Source organism: Kutzneria chonburiensis (assembly GCF_028622115.1).
Classification (GTDB): Bacteria; Actinomycetota; Actinomycetes; order Mycobacteriales; family Pseudonocardiaceae; genus Kutzneria; species Kutzneria chonburiensis.
Genome location: NZ_CP097263.1, coordinates 8,239,169 through 8,255,416, shown reverse-complemented (window position 1 = coordinate 8,255,416; position 16,248 = coordinate 8,239,169). Strand labels below are relative to the sequence as shown.

Sequence of the window (16,248 nt, the reverse complement as noted above, 5' to 3'; positions counted from 1 at the left end):
GCTACTGGGCGGCTTCGGCGATGCGGACGAAGTCGGCGATGCCCAACTGCTCGCCACGGGACGAAGGGTCGACGCCGGCGGCGGTGAGGAGCTGACCGGCGCGGTCGGGGGAACCGGCCCAGGTGGCGAGGGCGGCCCGAAGCGTCTTGCGGCGTTGAGCAAAGGCGGCGTCGACGAGGGCGAAGAGGGCCTCGCGGGAAACCGTGGACGGGGACTCACGCCGAGTGAAGGCGACGAGCGCCGAGTCCACGTTGGGCACGGGCCAGAAGACGGACCGCGGCACGGGACCGGCACGCCGAGCGTCGGCGTACCAGGCGAGCTTGACGCTGGGCACCCCGTAGACCCGGCTGCCGGGACCGGCGGCCATGCGGTCGGCGACCTCGGACTGGACCATGACGAGCCCGGTCTGCAATGACGGCAGCTCGGCGAGCAGGTGCAGCACGATGGGCACCGAGACGTTGTACGGCAGGTTGGCGACCAAAGCGGTAGGCGCGGCACCGAGCTGGTCAGCGGTGACCCGCATGGCATCGGCACCGACGACCGAAAGCCGAGACGCGAAGGACGGCGCGAACTCGGCGGCGGTGGCGGGGAGCCTCGCCGCCAACACGGGGTCGATCTCGACGGCGACGACGGCCTTGCACACCGGCAGCAGCGCCAGGGTCAACGACCCGAGGCCGGGACCGACCTCCAACGCCACGTCATCGCCGGTGACACCGGAGGCAGTGACGATGCGCCGAACGGTGTTGGTGTCGTGCACGAAGTTCTGGCCCAGCTTCTTGGTCGGACGGACGTCCAACTCCTTGGCAAGGGCACGGACCTCGACGGGTCCCAGCAGTTCGGGCACGGAGAGAGATTCTAGGCTCAGTCCAGGCCGAGGATCTTGGCGCACTCCCACGGCTGCAGGCCACGGGCCGCGCGGACCTTGTTGGCGATGGCGATCTGCTGCTCGCGGGTGGCCAGGTCGGCCCGCGGCGCGTACTGGCCACCGCCGTTGGACAGCCAGGTCGGGTTGTTGAACTGCAACCCGCCGTAGTAGCCGTTGCCGGTGTTGATGTGCCAGTTGCCGCTGGACTCGCACCCGGCGATCTTGTCCCAGATCTCGTCGCCCGGCAGCGGCTTGGTGCCGTTCTTGACGACCTTCGGCTTCATCGGCGTGATGATCTGCACGCCGATCTGCTGCTTGTCGGTCTGCTGACCGTTGTGCATGGTGACCCGGTAGGTCACGTTCTGCTTGCCGACCGTGCCCGGGTCCATGACCTGGGTGACGCCCTCGTCGAGGGTGGGGTCGTTGACGATCTGCGTCGTCGGCTGGATGTCCTGGTTCTCCTGGACCACGGTCACGCCGTTGCGGCTGACGGTGATCTGGGCGCCGGTGGCCAGCTTGGTGTCCCCGGCCGGCGCGACGTTGTCGTCGGCACCGAGCGAGATGTTCAGGGACTTGAGCAGCTCCTGGATGGTCACCGCGTAGGTGGTGAGCTGCTTGGGGGCGTTGCCGCCGTCGCTGATGGTGACCTGCTTGGCCGTCTTGACGTCCAGCGACATCCCGTTGAGCGGGATCTGCTTGGACGGGTCGACCGACAGCTTGGCATTCTCGGTCTTGACGCCCATCTCGCGCAGCGCGTCGGCCACGGTGAGGGACTTGACCCACTGGGTCTGGGAGACGCCGTCCACCGACACCGTCATGGTGCGGCCGCGCTGCAGGACGATCTTGCCGCCGTCGGCGATGGAGGAGCCGGCCGAGGGCATCAGCGAGTCGTGCGCGCCGGCGGTCAGGCCCTGCTTGGCCAGCACGTCGCCGACGGTGCCGGAGTACGTGTGGACGGTCATCTCGTGGCCGTCGACGTCAACGGTGACGGCCTTGTCCATGGCCAGCGCGGTGGCGCCGCCACCGGCCAGGCTGACCAGGGTGGCCATCACGGCTGCCTTGATGAACCGGCGCTTCCACGGCGACTTGGCTTCGAGGTCGGTCTTGACGACTGTCTTTGCCCGCTTGGTTCCACGCAGCGGCTCGGGGACGAGGTTGCGGTCCTCAAGTCCCTCTTCGAGCTCTTCCCAGCACTGGGCCAGGCCCTCGGTGAGCGGACCGGCGTCGTCACGGATGATCGGCAAGACCGTGGTCTTGGCGTTCATCAGCTCGAGCAGCTGGTCGAGCTCCATGTTGACGGAGTTGAGGATGTCCTGGGCGTCAGGCCCGAGAACGTCCATCACGTCCTGGGTGGAGACGTACGCCCCGCCGGGCACGAACTGGCGGGTGGACTCGAGCTCGGCCTCCCAGTCCCAGTCCCAGTCGAGGTCCGGCCGCACAGCGGTCCAGGCCGAGGTCTGGCGCTCCGCAACGGCCACCCCGGTGTGGGGTGCCCAGAAGCTCTGCGCGCTCTGCACCTGGGTGGGTGCTTCCTCGGACATGCGCGGTCTACGGTGCCTACCGGTCCCAGTCACGGGGTCGTTACCTCCGAAAAGCCGATGGTCCGCGAAGAGTTCCGCGGCTGTCTCGCCACTAGCCGATCAGCCGCTGGTACTTCTCCTCGCTTCGCTCGGGTCTCGTGCTCCGACTGCCTTGCTCGGTCCCGTAGTCAACGCCGTCCGGCCGCTTCCTCGCGGAAGCCGGCCGTCCCCGACGAACGCCGACCTGACTGCGGGCCGGTGGGCGGACATCGTTGCCCGATCCACCGATCACGGGACCGTAACGGAGGTCGAGCGTGTGAGCAAACATTCCTCGGGTTGTTGTGGCTCCAGTCACACCACGGGGTGAAATCTTCGTCGCACGGAGGGTCATACGCCCAGGCCGAAGACTCGGTTCACCGTTGCGGTGACAATTGTTGCCAGCTCACCGACCTGTACTCCCCGTAGATCAGCGAGTGCACGGAGCGTGTACGCGGCGCAGTACGGCTCGTTCGGGCGACCCCGGAACGGGTGGGGCGTCAGGAAAGGCGCGTCCGTCTCCACAAGCAACTGTTGCAGCGGGACAACCATTGCCGCGTCCCGCAACGGTTCCGCGTTGCGGAACGTGACCGTGCCCGAGAACGACAGCACGTAACCGGCGGCCACGCAGCGTCGCGCCATGTCCACATCGCCGGAAAAGCTGTGGAACACCACGCTGTCCGGCGCGCCCTCCTCGTCCAGAATGCGCAGCACGTCCTCGTGCGCATCACGGTCGTGGATCATCAGCGGCTTGCCCAGGCGCTTGGAAAGCTCTATGTGCCAACGGAAAGCGTCCTGCTGGGCGTCATGCGGGGCGTAGTCCCAGTAGTAGTCGAGACCGGTCTCGCCGATCGCCACCACCCGCGGGTGCGCGGCCAGCGCGGCCAGTTCGTCCCGTTCGGACTCACCGAAGTCCTTGGTACGCGTAGGATGCAGCGCCACGGCGGCGAAAACGCGATCGTCCCAGGTGGACGCTTCCACGGCCCAGCGGGCGGCCGCCATGTCGTCGGCGACCGTGATCACGTGCCCGATGCCGGCCGACTCGGCCCGGTCCATCATGGACCGGACATCGGCGGAATCCTTGGCGCCACAGGCTTCCAGATGGGTGTGGGCGTCGACCGCCGACACCGGAAGACGCTCCGGTATCGGCGGCCGCTCACCCCTGCGAGGAGTCACTTCTCGACTGGTGCCCACTCCGGACCGGTCTCGCCCAGCTCCGGGTCGAGCTTGGCGAACAGCGGCGTCGGCTTGCTCAGCGGCACGCCGACCTCGATCGGCGTCGACTCCCACTTGGCCTGCTCGGCCGTGTAGTCACCGGTCAGCACCGGGTACTCGCGTGACGGGTCGTCCAGGTCGGTGACCTCGCGCATCTCCGGCTGCGAGGCCCACAGCCCGGTGCCGCCGAGCAGCTCGTGGATCTTCTGCGCCGAGTGCGGCAGGAACGGCGTCAGCAGCGTGTTGGCGTCCTTGACCACCTGCAACGCGGTGTGCAGCACCGTGTCCCGGCGGGCCGGGTCGTCCTTGAGCTTCCACGGCTCCTGGTCGGACAGGTACTTGTTGGCCGCCGACACCACCCGCATCGCCTCGCCGATGCCGGCGCGGAACCGGGAGTGCCGCAGGTGCGTGCCCACGGTGTCGAACGCGGCCCTGGACAGCGCCTTCAGGTCCTCGTCGGCCTGGGTCGGCGCGGTCGGCGCCGGCACGGCCCCGACGTTCTTGTGCGCCATCGAGACCGACCGGTTGACCAGGTTGCCCCACTCGTTGGCCAGCTCGAAGTTGATCCGCCGGACGAACTCCTCCCAGGTGAAGTCCACGTCCTGGGTCTCGGGCCCGGCGGCCGAGATGAAGTAGCGCAGCGCGTCCGGGCCGAACTCGGCCAGGAAGTCCCGCACGTAGATGACCCGGCCCCGGGAGGTGGAGAACTTGGAGCCGCTCATGGTGAGGAACTCGCTGGAGGCGATCTCGGTCGGCAGGTTGAGGGTGCCGTACGGCCCGGGCTTGCCGCCCTTGTCGCCGGCCCCGTTGTGGCCCATCAGCAGCGCCGGCCAGATCTGGGCGTGGAAGGTGATGTTGTCCTTGCCCATGAAGTGCACGATCGGCGTCTCGGGGTCGGTCCAGAAGCGCTTCCACGCGTCCGGGTCGCCGCTGCGCCGGGCCCACTCCACGCTGGCCGAGAAGTAGCCGATGACCGCGTCGAACCACACGTAGAACCGCTTGAGGCCCTGGTCGCGCCAGCCGTCGAGCGGGATCGGCACGCCCCAGTCCAGGTCGCGGGTGATGGCCCGCGGCCGCATGTCGTCGACCAGGTTCTTGGTGAAGTTGACGACGTTGGGCCGCCAGTCGGTCTTGGACGCCAGCCACTCGCCCAGCGTCCGGGTGAACGCCGGCAGGTCGAGGAACAGGTGCTCGGTCTCGACGAACTTGGGCGTCTCGCCGTTGATCCGCGACTTGGGGTTGATCAGGTCGGCGGCGTCGAGCTGGTTGCCGCAGTTGTCGCACTGGTCGCCGCGCGCCCCGTCGTAGCCGCAGATCGGGCAGGTGCCCTCGATGTAGCGGTCGGGCAGGGTGCGGCCGGTGGACGGGCTGACCGCGCCGGTCGTGGTCTTGGGCAGGATGTAGCCGTTGTCGTTGAGCGCGAGGAAGATCTGCTGCACCACGTCGTAGTGGTTGCGCGTGGTGGTGCGCGTGTACAGGTCGTAGGTGACGCCGAGGGCGCGCATGTCCTCCGCGACGACGCGGTGGTACTTGTCCGCAGTCTGCTGCGGCGTCAGTCCCTCCTTGTCGGCCTGCACCAGGATCGGCGTGCCGTGCTCGTCGCTGCCGGAGACCATGAGCACGTCGTGACCCGACATTCGCATGTAGCGGGCGAACAGGTCGGAGGGGACACCGATACCGGAGACATGGCCGATGTGACGGGGGCCGTTGGCGTAGGGCCAGGCCACCGCCGTCAGCACGGAGGCACTCATGCGACAAAGGGTACGGGTGTACGTACACCCATTACTTCTTGGCCGCTACCACGCTGTCGTACAGCGCCTTCTTGCTGACGCCGGCACCGGCCGCGACCTCGGCAACCACATCTTTGAGGCGTTGTCCAGCGGCCACCCGCTCCTGCACCGCCGGGACCAGGCCGGCCACGTCCGTGACGTCCACGACGGCCGGCTCGGCCCCGGCGAACACCACCGTGACCTCGCCACCCACACCGCCGGCGGCCCACTCAGCCAGCTCGGCCAGCGTGCCCCGCACGACCTGCTCGTCGGACTTGGTCAGCTGCCGGCAGACCGCGCCGCGACGCTCGCCGCCCAGCACCTCGACGGCGTCGGCCAGGGTCGCGGCCACCCGATGCGGTGATTCGAAGAAGACGCAGGCCCGGGTCTCGGTGGCCAGCGTGGCCAGCCACTTGCGGCGCTCCCCGGCTTGCGCGGCGGGAAGCCGTCGAAGCAGAACCGGTCGACCGGCACCCCGGACAGGGCCAGCGCGGTGACCGGCGCCGACGGGCCGGGCAGGCAGGTGATCGGCAGATCCTCGGCCACGCACGCCGCGACCAGGCGGTAGCCGGGGTCGGACACGCTGGGCATACCGGCGTCGGTCACCAGCAGCACCGTTTGTCCGGAAGCGACCGCCTTGACCAGTCCGGGCAGCCGGGCCTGCTCGACCGCGTCGTAGAAGCTGACGATTTTCCCGGCCGGTGTGACGCCGAGACCGGACGCCAGCGACCGCAGTTTGCGGGTGTCCTCCGCCGCCACCAGATCGGCCGTGGCCAGGGCATCCACCAGTCGCCGGGTGGCGTCGCCGAGATTGCCCAGCGGCGTCGCCGCCACCAGCAGCTGACCGGTGCCCGATACGGTATTCACGCCACTCACCCTACGATCGACCCCCGTGACGACGATCGTGGAGCGGACCGACCCCGAGCCCGACGGCGTGGTGGACGTCGGCGAGCTGCCGCCGGCGGCCCAGCCGTCCACCGCCGGGCCGCTGGAACGCCTGGCCGTCTGGCGACCGACGGACACCGTCCGCGGGTGGATCGTCACGCTCACCGTCACCCTGATCGGTGGTCTCGTCCGGTTCTGGGACCTGGGCTGGCCGACCGACCGCGGCACGCCCGTGTTCGACGAGAAGCACTATGTGCCGCAGGCCTGGCAGATGCTGCGCAACGGCGGCTACGAGGACAACCCCGGCTACGAGCTGGTGGTGCACCCGCCGGTCGGCAAGTACCTGATCGCCATCGGCGAGTGGCTGTTCGGCTACGACGGCTGGGGCTGGCGGTTCTCGTCGGCCATCGCCGGCACCATCTGCATCCTGCTGATCGTGCGGATCGGCCGGCGGCTGACCCGCTCGACCATGCTGGGCGCGCTGGCCGGCGTGCTGCTGATCTGCGACGGCGTCAGCCACGTGCAGTCCCGGCTGGGCATGCTGGACATCTTCGGCGCGCTGTTCGTGGTCGTGGCCTTCGGCTGCCTGCTGGTCGACCGGGACGTGGTGCGGAACCGGCTGGCCGTCGCGGTGTCCGAGGGCTGGGTCAACGCCTCCGAGTTCGGCCCGCGGCTGGGGTTCCGGTGGTGGCGTTTCGCGTGCGGCGTCTCGCTCGGCCTGGCCTGCGGCGTCAAGTGGAACGGCATCTACTACATCGTCGCCTTCGGCCTGCTGTCGGTGATCTGGGACGCGACCGCGCGGCGGGCCGCCGGCGTGGAACGGCCGTGGGCCGGCGCGTTCATCCGTGACGTGCTGCCGGCGCTGTGGGCCATCGTGGTGATCTCGGTGGCGGTGTACTTCGCCTCCTGGTGGGCCTGGTTCGGCAGCGAGACCGGCGTCGACCGCAACGCCGCCGGCAACACCGTCGCCGTGTCCAGCTGGCTGCCCAACGCCTTCCAGTCGTTCTTCTTCTACGAGGGCAACGTGCTGCACTTCCACGCCAACCTGATCACCGGCGCGCCCGGTGTCGGGACACATCCGTGGGAGTCGAAGCCGTGGACGTGGCCGATGGGGCTGCGGCCGATGCTCTATTACATCGAGCAGTCGCCCAGCCCGCTGGCCGCCGGCTGTGGCGCGTCGGAGTGCGTGAGCGCGCAGATGCTGGTCGGCACGCCGGCGATGTGGTGGCTGGCCTTCCCGATGATCGGCTGGTCGCTGTGGCGGGCCATCGTCAAGTTCGACTGGCGCCACGCCGCCGTGATGGTCGGCTACATGGCCGGTCTGCTGCCGTGGTTCGTCAACATCGACCGGCAGATGTTCTTCTTCTACGTCACGCCGATGGCGCCGTTCCTGGTGCTGGGCCTGGTGTTGGCCTGCGGCGACATCCTCGGCCGGGCCCGGGCCGGCGCGGAACGCCGCGGCACCGGCCTGCTCGTCGTCGCCATCTACACCGGCCTGGTGGTGGCCAACTTCGTCTGGCTGTGGCCGATCCTCAACGGCGACCCCATCAGCGCCGCCCAGTGGCAGGCCGAACTCTGGCTCCCCAGCTGGCGCTAATTCCCGCCCCTCATGCTTGGAAGGGGCCTTCCTGCACTCGGAGTGTAGGAAGGCCCCCTTCCAAGCGTTCGGGGTCAGGGGGTGAGGGCGGTGGTTAGGGTGGGCTTCCAGGGGTTGTCGCAGCAGGGGCGGTCGATCCGGTCGCCGGCTTCCAGGTCGGTGACGACCTGGCGGATGCGGGCGGCGGTGTCCGCGTCGGCCTTGGACACGACGGCGGCGATGGCGTCCAGCACGAGCGCGGCCTCACGGAGCGCGGGCGCCGCGACGACGCGAGCGTCCTGAAGGGACGGAAGCGGGGCGGTGACGGGTTCGGTGGCAGCAGTCGACACCCGCCGAGGTTAAGGGCATCCACGCACCGTCACAGTGGAGATCACCCGATCGAGTCGGCGGCCCCCTGGCTAGGTTGGGGCGCATGACGACTGCGCGGTTCCTTGCGGTGACGGCAGTTCTGGCGCTCATGGCGACGACGGCCCCGGCCGAGGCGGCGGCCCCGATGCTGCTGCCGGACCTGCGCCAGGCGCCGGTCGGCTGCGCGGGCTCACACCGCGGCGACCCGATGGACTGCAAGGACTGGGACGTCTGCATGGTCACGGACGTCAACGCGCCCAACGCCCAGTGCGTCACCGGCGGTGACATCAAGGCGGTGCGGCTGCGGTTCACGTCCGCGGAGGAGAACATCGGCGACGGCCCGCTGCTGTTCTACGCGCACCGCGACAGCACGGTGTTCCCGACGATGTCGGTGCGCCAGGCATTCCAGAACGGCGTGCACGGCCCGATCCCGGACGCGTTCGGCGCGGCCCAGAAGTCCTCGGGCACCAGCGCCTACTACGAGCCGGCCCCGGCCCATATGCACTGGCACCTGCTGCATTTCGAACGGTTCCAGCTGCGCACGCTGGGCGGCGGCACGGTGGTGTCGGACCGCAAGAACGGCTTCTGCCTGGGCGACCGCTACGACGTGCCGGACAAGGCGTCGTTGCAGCACCGGGTGCACGAGGACGAGCAGCCCGAGGCCAAGCTGCACCAGTTCCTGATCTACAACATGTGCGGGCACGAGCAGCCGCAGGCCACCGACGTCAGCGAGGGCATCTCGGTCGGCAGCGGCGACGACTACCGGTACAACGTGGACTTCCAGTGGCTGGACCTCACGTCGGTGAGCTCCGGCGTGTACGACGTGGTCAACACGGTGAACCCGGATCGCACGCTGATCGAGAAGGACTACGACAACAACTCGTCCTCGATCGCGGTGTCCATCCAGTGGCCGGATGGCGCGAAGAGGGCGCCGTCGCGGATCACGGCGCCCCCGGTGGTGCGACTGCTGCGTAGCTGCCCGGGCAGCGGGACCTGCTCCGCCTGATCGCTGCCCCTGATCGGCGGCTCGCGGGCTCCCCTCTGGCCCACGAACCGCCGATCAGCCGCGGGCGGCGTCCCGCCGGTAGCGGAGCGCGACCAGTGCCCCGGCCACCACGATCCAGGCCGTCATGGTGACTACGCCCTGGACGCTGATCGCGTTGCCCGCCAACGCGTCGTGTCCGAATTCCGCCAGCCAGTAGCTCGGCAGGGCCTTGGCGATGTCGGTCATGACGGCCGGCAGGGTGGTCAGCGGCAGCAGCAGGCCGCCGAGCAGGCTCAACGTCAACATCAACACCGAGCTCATCGCCTGGGCCGAATCGCCGGTGGCCAGCAGGCCGACCAGCAGGCCCAACACGGCCGTCGGCAGCACGCCCAGCCAGCAGAACACGATCAACTGCGCCCACGTCCCCGAGCTCAGGCTGACGCCCTCGAGCACGATGCCGGCGCCGTACACCAGCAGCATGCTCGGCAGCGCGACCAGCATCGCGGCGGCGACCTTGGAGACCAGGTACTGCCCGCCGGCCAGCGGGGTCAGCCGGAGTTGGCGGTTCCAGCCGACCTGGCGTTCGATCGCGGTGCGGGCGCCGGTGCTGATGGACGCCGCCACCGCGCCGAAGGCTGCCAAGCTGACCATCAGAAAGGTGACGGCGTCCCGCTCGGTGCCGTAGGCCGAGCTCAACGCCAGGAACATGGCCAGCGGAAACGCGACCGTGAAGATGAAGAACCGGGGTGAGCGGACCAGCCGGCGCACCTCGAACGTCAACAGCGCGCCCATCAGGCGGCCTCCTGCCTGGTCAGCGTGACGAACGCGGCTTCGAGGCCAGCCCCGCGAACCTCGATGTCTCGGGCTTGTGGATGACGGTTGAGCAGCTCGCGCAGCGCCGTGTCGGAATCCACGCAGGCCAGCTCGGCGGCCTCGCCGCGCAGCAACACCGAGGTGACGCCGGGCAGCGCGGCCAGCGCCGCCTGGTCGGCGTCAGCGATCTTCGCCGTGATCACGCGGCCGGCGGCGAGCGAGCGGACCTGGCTGACCGAGCCGTCGGCCACGACCCGGCCGGCGCGCAGCAGCACCACGCGGTCCGCGTAATCCTCGGCTTCTGCCAGGTAGTGCGTGGCGAACACGACCGTGCGGCCGGTGTCGGTGTAGGAGCGCATGGCCGTCCAGAACTCGCGACGGGCCTCGACGTCCATGGCCACCGTCGGCTCGTCCAGCACCAGCAGGTCCGGGTCGCTGACCAGCGCCACCGCGAACCGGATCCGCTGCTTCTCCCCGCCGGACAGCGCCCCGACCTTGCGCCCGGCCAATTCGACCAGCCCGGCCCGGGTCAGGACTTCCTTGAGCGGCAACGGTTTCGGGTACATCGCCCGGAACAGCGCCACCGTCTCGGCCACCGTCGCGTCGTCCAGCAGGCCGCCGGACTGGAGCATCGCCCCGACCAGTCCGGCGGCCACCGCCGCCCGCGGCGGCCGCCCGAACACCGACACCGCACCGCGGGTGGGCTCGGCCAGGCCCAACAGCATGTCGATCGTCGTCGACTTGCCGGCCCCGTTCGGCCCGAGCAGCGCCACGACCTCGCCCGGCGCGATCGTGACGTCGACCCCGTCGACGGCGTGCACATCCCCGAAGTGCTTCACCAGGCCGCGGAGGCTGACCGCGGCGCCCCGGCTGACGGTGTCTGTGCTGTCCATGCCTGACAGCCTGTCGCCGCCGGGCGTTCCAGCCCTGGCACACCTGTCAGGTCCCACCCATGACAACTGTCATACCCCGGCGAGTCCCGCCCACAGTCACACCGAAATACTGAAACGTATTCAGCATTTCGGTGTGACGCTAAGCGGGACTCGCGGGGGTTGGGTGGGGGATAGGAGGTTTCGGGCCCGGGTGACGGCGGTGGCGGCCGCACCGTGCAGGGCCGCGGCGTCAATGCCCGGCGGCGGCTCGATGTCGAGGAGGTGCAGCTCCCCGGTGGCAGGCGGTGGTGGTTCGGGCAGCGGTGGCACCGGTCGGGCGAAGGCGGCCAACGCCGTGTCGGGTGCGTCCTCGGCATCAGCGAGGCAGGCCGGCGGGTTGGCGTGATGCTGGGTGATGGCGGTGGTCAGTTCCTCCAGTGATCGGCCGCGCAGGGTCAGCAGGAGCGCGGGTTCGGCGTCGAGCAGCCAGGCGGTCTGGTAGCAGAGCGCGGCCGCGTGTTGGCAGGGACTGCCCCAGTCGTCGCAGCCACATTGAGTGTCGAGCTCACCGATGCCCGGCACCAGCACCGACAGCGCGTCCGGCAGGAAGGCGTCGAGCAGGGCGGCCAGGTGTCCCGATTGGACGGACGCCTCCGCAACCAGCGAACCCCAGGCGTTGTCCGACAACGGCTCCACCGCAATGGTCATGCGGAAGGCACCGTCGAATACCGCGGCGGCCCGGCCTGGGCTGATGGCGATCGGCCCGATCCGGCCGTCAGCGGCACTACGGCGGCCACGCCGCGTCACACCGCTGTCGACGGCGGTGTCTTCCATGGCCTGCATCCAGGCGCTGCCCCACCAGGTGTGCAGCCGCCGCCGGCTACGGACAGGAAAGGCGGGAAACCCGCGGGCCTCGGTCATCGCAGCGCCACCAAATCCGCCAACTCGCCGTCGGAGAGCTCGGTGAGCGCGGCCTCGCCGCCGGTGAGCACGGCGTCGGCCAAGGCGCGCTTGGTGTCGAGCATGGCGGCGATGCGGTCCTCGATGGTGCCCTCGGTCATCAGCCGGTGCACCTGCACGGGCCGGGTCTGACCGATCCGGTAGGCCCGGTCGGTGGCCTGGTCCTCGACGGCGGGATTCCACCAGCGGTCGTAGTGCACGACATGGTCGGCCCGGGTGAGATTGAGGCCGGTGCCGCCGGCCTTCAAAGAGATGAGGAAGATCGGCACCTCGCCGTCCTGGAAGCGCTGCACCATCTCCTCCCGCTTGGCCACGGGGGTGCCGCCGTGCAGGAACTGGGTGGGCAGGCCGCGCTCGGACAGATGCCGGGACAACAGGTCGGCCATGGCCACGTACTGGGTGAACACCAGCACGGCGTGGTCCTCGGCGACGATGGTCTCGACCAGCTCGTCGAGCAGGGCTAGCTTGCCGGACCGACTGGTGAGCCGGGCGTCGGTCTGCTTCAGGTACTGGGCGGGGTGGTTGCAGATCTGTTTGAGCGAGGTCAGCAGCTTGAGGATCAGGCCACGGCGGGCGATGCCCTCGCTCTGGGCGATCTCGGCCATCACCTCCCGCACCACGGCCTCGTACAGGCCGGCCTGTTCGCGGGTCAGCGGCACGAGCTGGTCGGTCTCGGTCTTGGCCGGCAGCTCGGGCGCGATGCCGGGGTCGGACTTGCTGCGCCGCAACAGGAACGGCCGCAGCAGGCGGGCCAGCCGGCGCGCGGCCTCCTCGTCCTTGTCGGCCTCGATGGGCTTGGCCCAGCGCCGCCGGAACCCGGCCTGCGAGCCGAGCAGACCCGGTGTGGCCCAGTCCAGAATGGCCCACAGCTCGGACAGAGTGTTCTCGACAGGCGTGCCGGTCAAGGCAACCCGAACGCCGTTTCCGATGGTACGCAAGGCTTTCGCGGTGGCCGAGCGGGCGTTCTTGACGTGCTGGGCCTCGTCGGCCACCACCAGATCCCATGGCACCGCACCGAGTTCGGCCGCATCCCGGCGCATGGTGCCATACGTGGTCAGCACGAAGCCGTCGACACCGGACAGGTCACGGGCCGAGCCGTGGAACCGGCGGACCGCGACGCCCGGCGCGAAGCGCCGGATCTCCCGTTCCCAGTTGCCCAGCAGCGAGGCCGGGCACACCACCAGCGTCGGCCCGGCTGCCCCATCGATGTGACGGTGCAGGTGCAGGGCGATCACGGTGATCGTCTTGCCCAGGCCCATGTCGTCGGCCAGGCAGCAGCCCAGGCCGAGCGAGGTCATGCGGGCCAGCCAGCGCAGGCCGCGCAGCTGGTAGTCACGCAGCGTCGCGTGCAGGTCCGGCGGCTGGGCCAGCAGCTCGGCCCCGCCCTCGGCGTCGGCGATCCGGTCGCGCAGCGCGGCCAGCCAGCCGTCGGCGACGACCTCGATCTGCTCGCCGTCGATCTCGGCCGCCCCGGTCAGCGCGAGTCCCAACGCGGCCAACGGGTTCAGCGGCGTGAGCTCCCGCTGCCGCACGCGACGGGCGACGTCGGCGTCGACCAGCTGCCACTGCTCCCGCAGCAGCACGATCGGCCGGTGGGCCTGGGCCAGCTGCTCCAACTCGTCCTTGGTCAGCGGGTCGTCGCCGAGGGCGACCTGCCAGTCGAACCGCAGGGCCTCGCCGCCGCCAAGGAAACCGGGCAGGTCCCGGGGCGCCGCGCCGCCGCCGACAGCGACCCGGGTGACCAGCTGACGGGCCAGCTCCTTGGGCCAGTGCACAGGCACACCTTTTGCCGCCAGCCGGTCGGCCGCGCCGGCCAGCAGCTGCCGCACCTCGTCGTCGATGAGCCCGATCTCGTCGGGGATCTCCTTGTGCAGCAGGGCGTTCAACGCCGGCCAGACCCGGGCGGCGCGGCGCAGCACGACCAGCGCCTGGGACTGGGCCCTGGCCCGGCCGGCACCGGCCCACACCTCGGCGGCGTCGCTGACCACGCCGGGATCGGACAGGCTGTGCAGCTGCACGACGGCCCGGAACCGGTTGTCGAACTCGATCCGCAGCGACACGCTCACGCCGTCGGCCCAGGCCCGCAGCTGCGGCACGCGCTGGGGCGTGGCGGCCAGGAACGCGGCCTCGCTGCCGCCGCGCGGCAGACCGTCGGCGATGGCGTCGAGGAAGCCCTCGACCAGCAGCCGGGCGTCGGGCAGAGCCAGCGGCTGCCGGTCCGGCACCGGCACGCTGCGGGCCTCGGCCGGCATGGCCGCGACCAGCTCGCCGATCCGGTTCTCGTCGGCCGGGTCCAGCGGCCCGACCCGCCACGCGTCGTAGTCGCCGGGCGAGACCGTCGGCCGGAGCCGGCCGCGGGCGACCAGCTGGAGCGCGACCACGGTGGCCGCACCCCAGAACGCGGTGGCCGGATGGGCCCTGCGGTCGCGACGGGCCCGGCTGAGCAGCGGCACCGCGTCCGTGACCGGCAGCCGCAGCGCCGGCACGGTGCGCATCCGCACCTCGCCGTCCTGGGCCTCGACCACGTCCAGGGCCCCGAGCTCCCCCATCCCCGTGGGGAGCTCGGCGCCCCAGAAGGCCATTCTGCCCAATCTCGGCGGATCCGCGGGCTCGAACACGACGGGACAGCGGGTCAGTTCGTCCACTATCGGCTCAACCTCCGGAACGCTCGTACCGACAGCGGGAAGAACACGGCCACCAGGAGCAGCGGCCATACCACCGCCACGCCCAGCCACCCGGCGGCCGCGCCGGGGCTGCCGTACAGCTCGCGGGTGGCGGCCGCGGTCACCGACAGCGGGTTCCAGGTGGCGATCGCGCCCAGCCAGCCGGGCATGGTGTCCGGCGCGACGAAGATGTTGGACAGGAAGCTGACCGGCCACACCAGCACCTGCACCAGCGTCACCGCGCCCGGGTTGGCCAGCGCCAGCCCGAGGAAGATACCGACCCAGAGGAAGGCGAACCGGAGCAGGAGCAGCAGGCCGAACGCGGCCAGCGTCGCACCGAGCCCGCCGTGCGGCCGCCAGCCGACGGCCAGTCCGCAGGCCGCCATCACGACCAGCACCAGCGCGGAATTCAGCATGTCCGCACCGCAGCGGCCGACCACCACGGCCGACGGCGCCATCGGTATGGACCGGAACCGGTCGGTGACACCACGGGAGGCGTCCGTGGTCACGGCCAGCATGGTGCCCTCGACGCCGAAGCCCATGGTCATCACGAACATGCCCGGCAGCAGGAACTCGCGGTAGTCGCCGCCGCCCGGCACGGCGATGGCGCCGCCGAGCAGGTAGCCGAACATGAGCACGAGCAGGATCGGGAACAGCAGGCTGACCACGACCGGCGCCGGCTGGCGGACCCAGTGCGCGAGGTCGCGCCGGGTCATCGTCCATCCGTCGGCGACGGCCCACCGGATGCTGCTCACGCGGACACCTTTCCATCGGTCAGGGTCAGGAACACGTCGTCGAGGGTGGGTCGGCGCAGGGCGATGTCCTCGACCGGCACGCCGGCGGCGTCCAAGGCCCGCACGGTTTCGGTCAGCGCGGCGACGCGGTCACGCACCGGGGCGCTGAGCCGGCGCAGGTCGACGTCCATTTCCGGGTCGACGGCGGCGATCTTGTGCAGGAGTTCGGCGGCCGTGCCCAGGTCGACGGCGTCGTGCACGACCACCTCGATCCGGTCGCCGCCGATCCGGGATTTGAGCTCGGCCGGACTGCCGCCGGCGATCACCCGCCCGGCGTCGATGACGGCGATCTGGTCGGCCAACTGGTCGGCCTCGTCGAGGTACTGGGTGGTCAGCAGCACGGTCGTGCCGTCGGCCACCAGCGACCGCACGGCGTCCCAGACCTCGTTGCGGCCACGGGGATCCAGCCCGGTGGTGGGCTCGTCCAGGAACAGCACCTCGGGCGAGAGGATCATGCCGGCGGCCAGGTCGAGCCGCCGCCGCATGCCGCCGGAGTACTGCTTGACGGCCCTGTTCCCGGTGTCGGCCAGCCCGAACCGGTCGAGCAGCTCGGTGGCCCGCGCCCGGGCCGCCGCCGCACTCAGGTGGTAGAGCCGGCCGAACAGCTCCAGGTTCTGCCGGCCGCTGAGCACCTCGTCGACGGCGGCATGCTGGCCGACCAGCCCGATTCGCCGTCTGACCTGCATGGACCGCGTCGCCACGTCGAAGCCGGCGACCTCGGCCCGTCCGCCGTCGCATTTCAGCAAAGTGCTCAGTATTCGCACGGACGTGGTCTTGCCGGCGCCGTTGGGCCCGAGCAGCCCGCACACCGTGCCGGAAGGAACGTGCAGGTCAAAGCCGTCCAGCGCGATCTTGTCCCCGAACCGCTTGCGCAGCCCGTCGACGAGCACGGCCATCTGCCCCCCAGGGTGAATACTCAAACTTGA

Annotated in this window: 13 protein-coding genes and 1 pseudogene; 2 read left to right on the top strand and 12 right to left on the bottom strand. The window is 70.3% G+C overall.

The genetic code is table 11. The features are described from left to right. Nucleotide 1: 1 nt before the first annotated feature. The 5 genes and pseudogenes from rsmA to rsmI all read right to left on the bottom strand — a co-directional run bounded on the left by rsmA (nt 2) and on the right by rsmI (nt 6,272). A complete protein-coding gene (rsmA, locus tag M3Q35_RS38510; RefSeq protein ID WP_273937489.1) occupies nt 2-844 on the bottom strand; it encodes a 16S rRNA (adenine(1518)-N(6)/adenine(1519)-N(6))-dimethyltransferase RsmA in 843 nt (280 codons plus the stop codon). 17 nt (nt 845-861) lie between these two features. Then, nucleotides 862-2,406 (bottom strand): resuscitation-promoting factor, encoded by a 1,545-nt coding sequence (locus M3Q35_RS38505; RefSeq protein ID WP_273937488.1) that lies wholly within the window; start codon nt 2,404-2,406, stop codon nt 862-864. 366 nt (nt 2,407-2,772) lie between these two features. Then, on the bottom strand, nt 2,773-3,597 hold the full coding sequence (locus tag M3Q35_RS38500) for a TatD family hydrolase (protein WP_273937487.1): 825 nt from the start codon (nt 3,595-3,597) through the stop codon (nt 2,773-2,775). After that, nucleotides 3,594-5,387 (bottom strand): methionine--tRNA ligase, encoded by a 1,794-nt coding sequence (gene metG, locus M3Q35_RS38495; RefSeq protein ID WP_273937486.1) that lies wholly within the window; start codon nt 5,385-5,387, stop codon nt 3,594-3,596. Before metG ends, M3Q35_RS38500 begins: the two co-directional genes overlap by 4 nt. Nucleotides 5,388-5,418: 31 nt before the next feature. Further along, nucleotides 5,419-6,272 (bottom strand): annotated as a pseudogene (gene rsmI / locus M3Q35_RS38490) (16S rRNA (cytidine(1402)-2'-O)-methyltransferase). A gap of 25 nt (nt 6,273-6,297) precedes the next feature. On the opposite strand from rsmI, the gene M3Q35_RS38485 reads away from it, so the two are divergent. Next, on the top strand, nt 6,298-7,887 hold the full coding sequence (locus M3Q35_RS38485; protein WP_379794482.1) for a dolichyl-phosphate-mannose--protein mannosyltransferase: 1,590 nt from the start codon (nt 6,298-6,300) through the stop codon (nt 7,885-7,887). Between the two features lie 74 nt (nt 7,888-7,961). On the opposite strand, the gene M3Q35_RS38480 is transcribed toward M3Q35_RS38485, so the two are convergent. Continuing rightward, nucleotides 7,962-8,216, bottom strand: coding sequence for a hypothetical protein (locus tag M3Q35_RS38480; protein WP_273937485.1), 255 nt, complete (start codon nt 8,214-8,216; stop codon nt 7,962-7,964). Between the two features lie 83 nt (nt 8,217-8,299). Between M3Q35_RS38480 and M3Q35_RS38475 the strand changes: the two genes are divergently transcribed. Further along, the gene (locus M3Q35_RS38475) at nt 8,300-9,241 is read left to right on the top strand and encodes a lysyl oxidase family protein (protein WP_273937484.1); all 942 of its coding nucleotides are present in this window, start codon (nt 8,300-8,302) and stop codon (nt 9,239-9,241) included. A 54-nt stretch (nt 9,242-9,295) separates the two neighbouring features. Here M3Q35_RS38475 and M3Q35_RS38470 read toward each other — a convergent pair whose 3' ends face one another. The 6 genes from M3Q35_RS38470 to M3Q35_RS38445 all read right to left on the bottom strand — a co-directional run bounded on the left by M3Q35_RS38470 (nt 9,296) and on the right by M3Q35_RS38445 (nt 16,218). Beyond that, nucleotides 9,296-10,012, bottom strand: a complete 717-nt coding sequence (locus M3Q35_RS38470; protein ID WP_273937483.1) for an ABC transporter permease — start codon at nt 10,010-10,012, stop codon at nt 9,296-9,298. After that, nucleotides 10,012-10,926, bottom strand: a complete 915-nt coding sequence (locus tag M3Q35_RS38465) for an ABC transporter ATP-binding protein (RefSeq protein WP_273937481.1) — start codon at nt 10,924-10,926, stop codon at nt 10,012-10,014. The genes M3Q35_RS38470 and M3Q35_RS38465 overlap by 1 nt, the downstream gene beginning before the upstream one ends. A gap of 120 nt (nt 10,927-11,046) precedes the next feature. Next, the gene (locus M3Q35_RS38460) at nt 11,047-11,826 is read right to left on the bottom strand and encodes an SWIM zinc finger family protein (RefSeq protein ID WP_273937480.1); all 780 of its coding nucleotides are present in this window, start codon (nt 11,824-11,826) and stop codon (nt 11,047-11,049) included. Further along, nucleotides 11,823-14,360, bottom strand: coding sequence for a DEAD/DEAH box helicase (locus M3Q35_RS38455; protein WP_420704784.1), 2,538 nt, complete (start codon nt 14,358-14,360; stop codon nt 11,823-11,825). The genes M3Q35_RS38460 and M3Q35_RS38455 overlap by 4 nt, the downstream gene beginning before the upstream one ends. Nucleotides 14,361-14,509: 149 nt before the next feature. Continuing rightward, complete coding sequence (locus tag M3Q35_RS38450; RefSeq protein WP_379794529.1) at nt 14,510-15,274, bottom strand: ABC transporter permease; 765 nt, start codon at nt 15,272-15,274, stop codon at nt 14,510-14,512. Nucleotides 15,275-15,279: 5 nt separating this feature from the next. Next, complete coding sequence (locus M3Q35_RS38445; RefSeq protein WP_273937476.1) at nt 15,280-16,218, bottom strand: ATP-binding cassette domain-containing protein; 939 nt, start codon at nt 16,216-16,218, stop codon at nt 15,280-15,282. Nucleotides 16,219-16,248 lie beyond the last annotated feature (30 nt).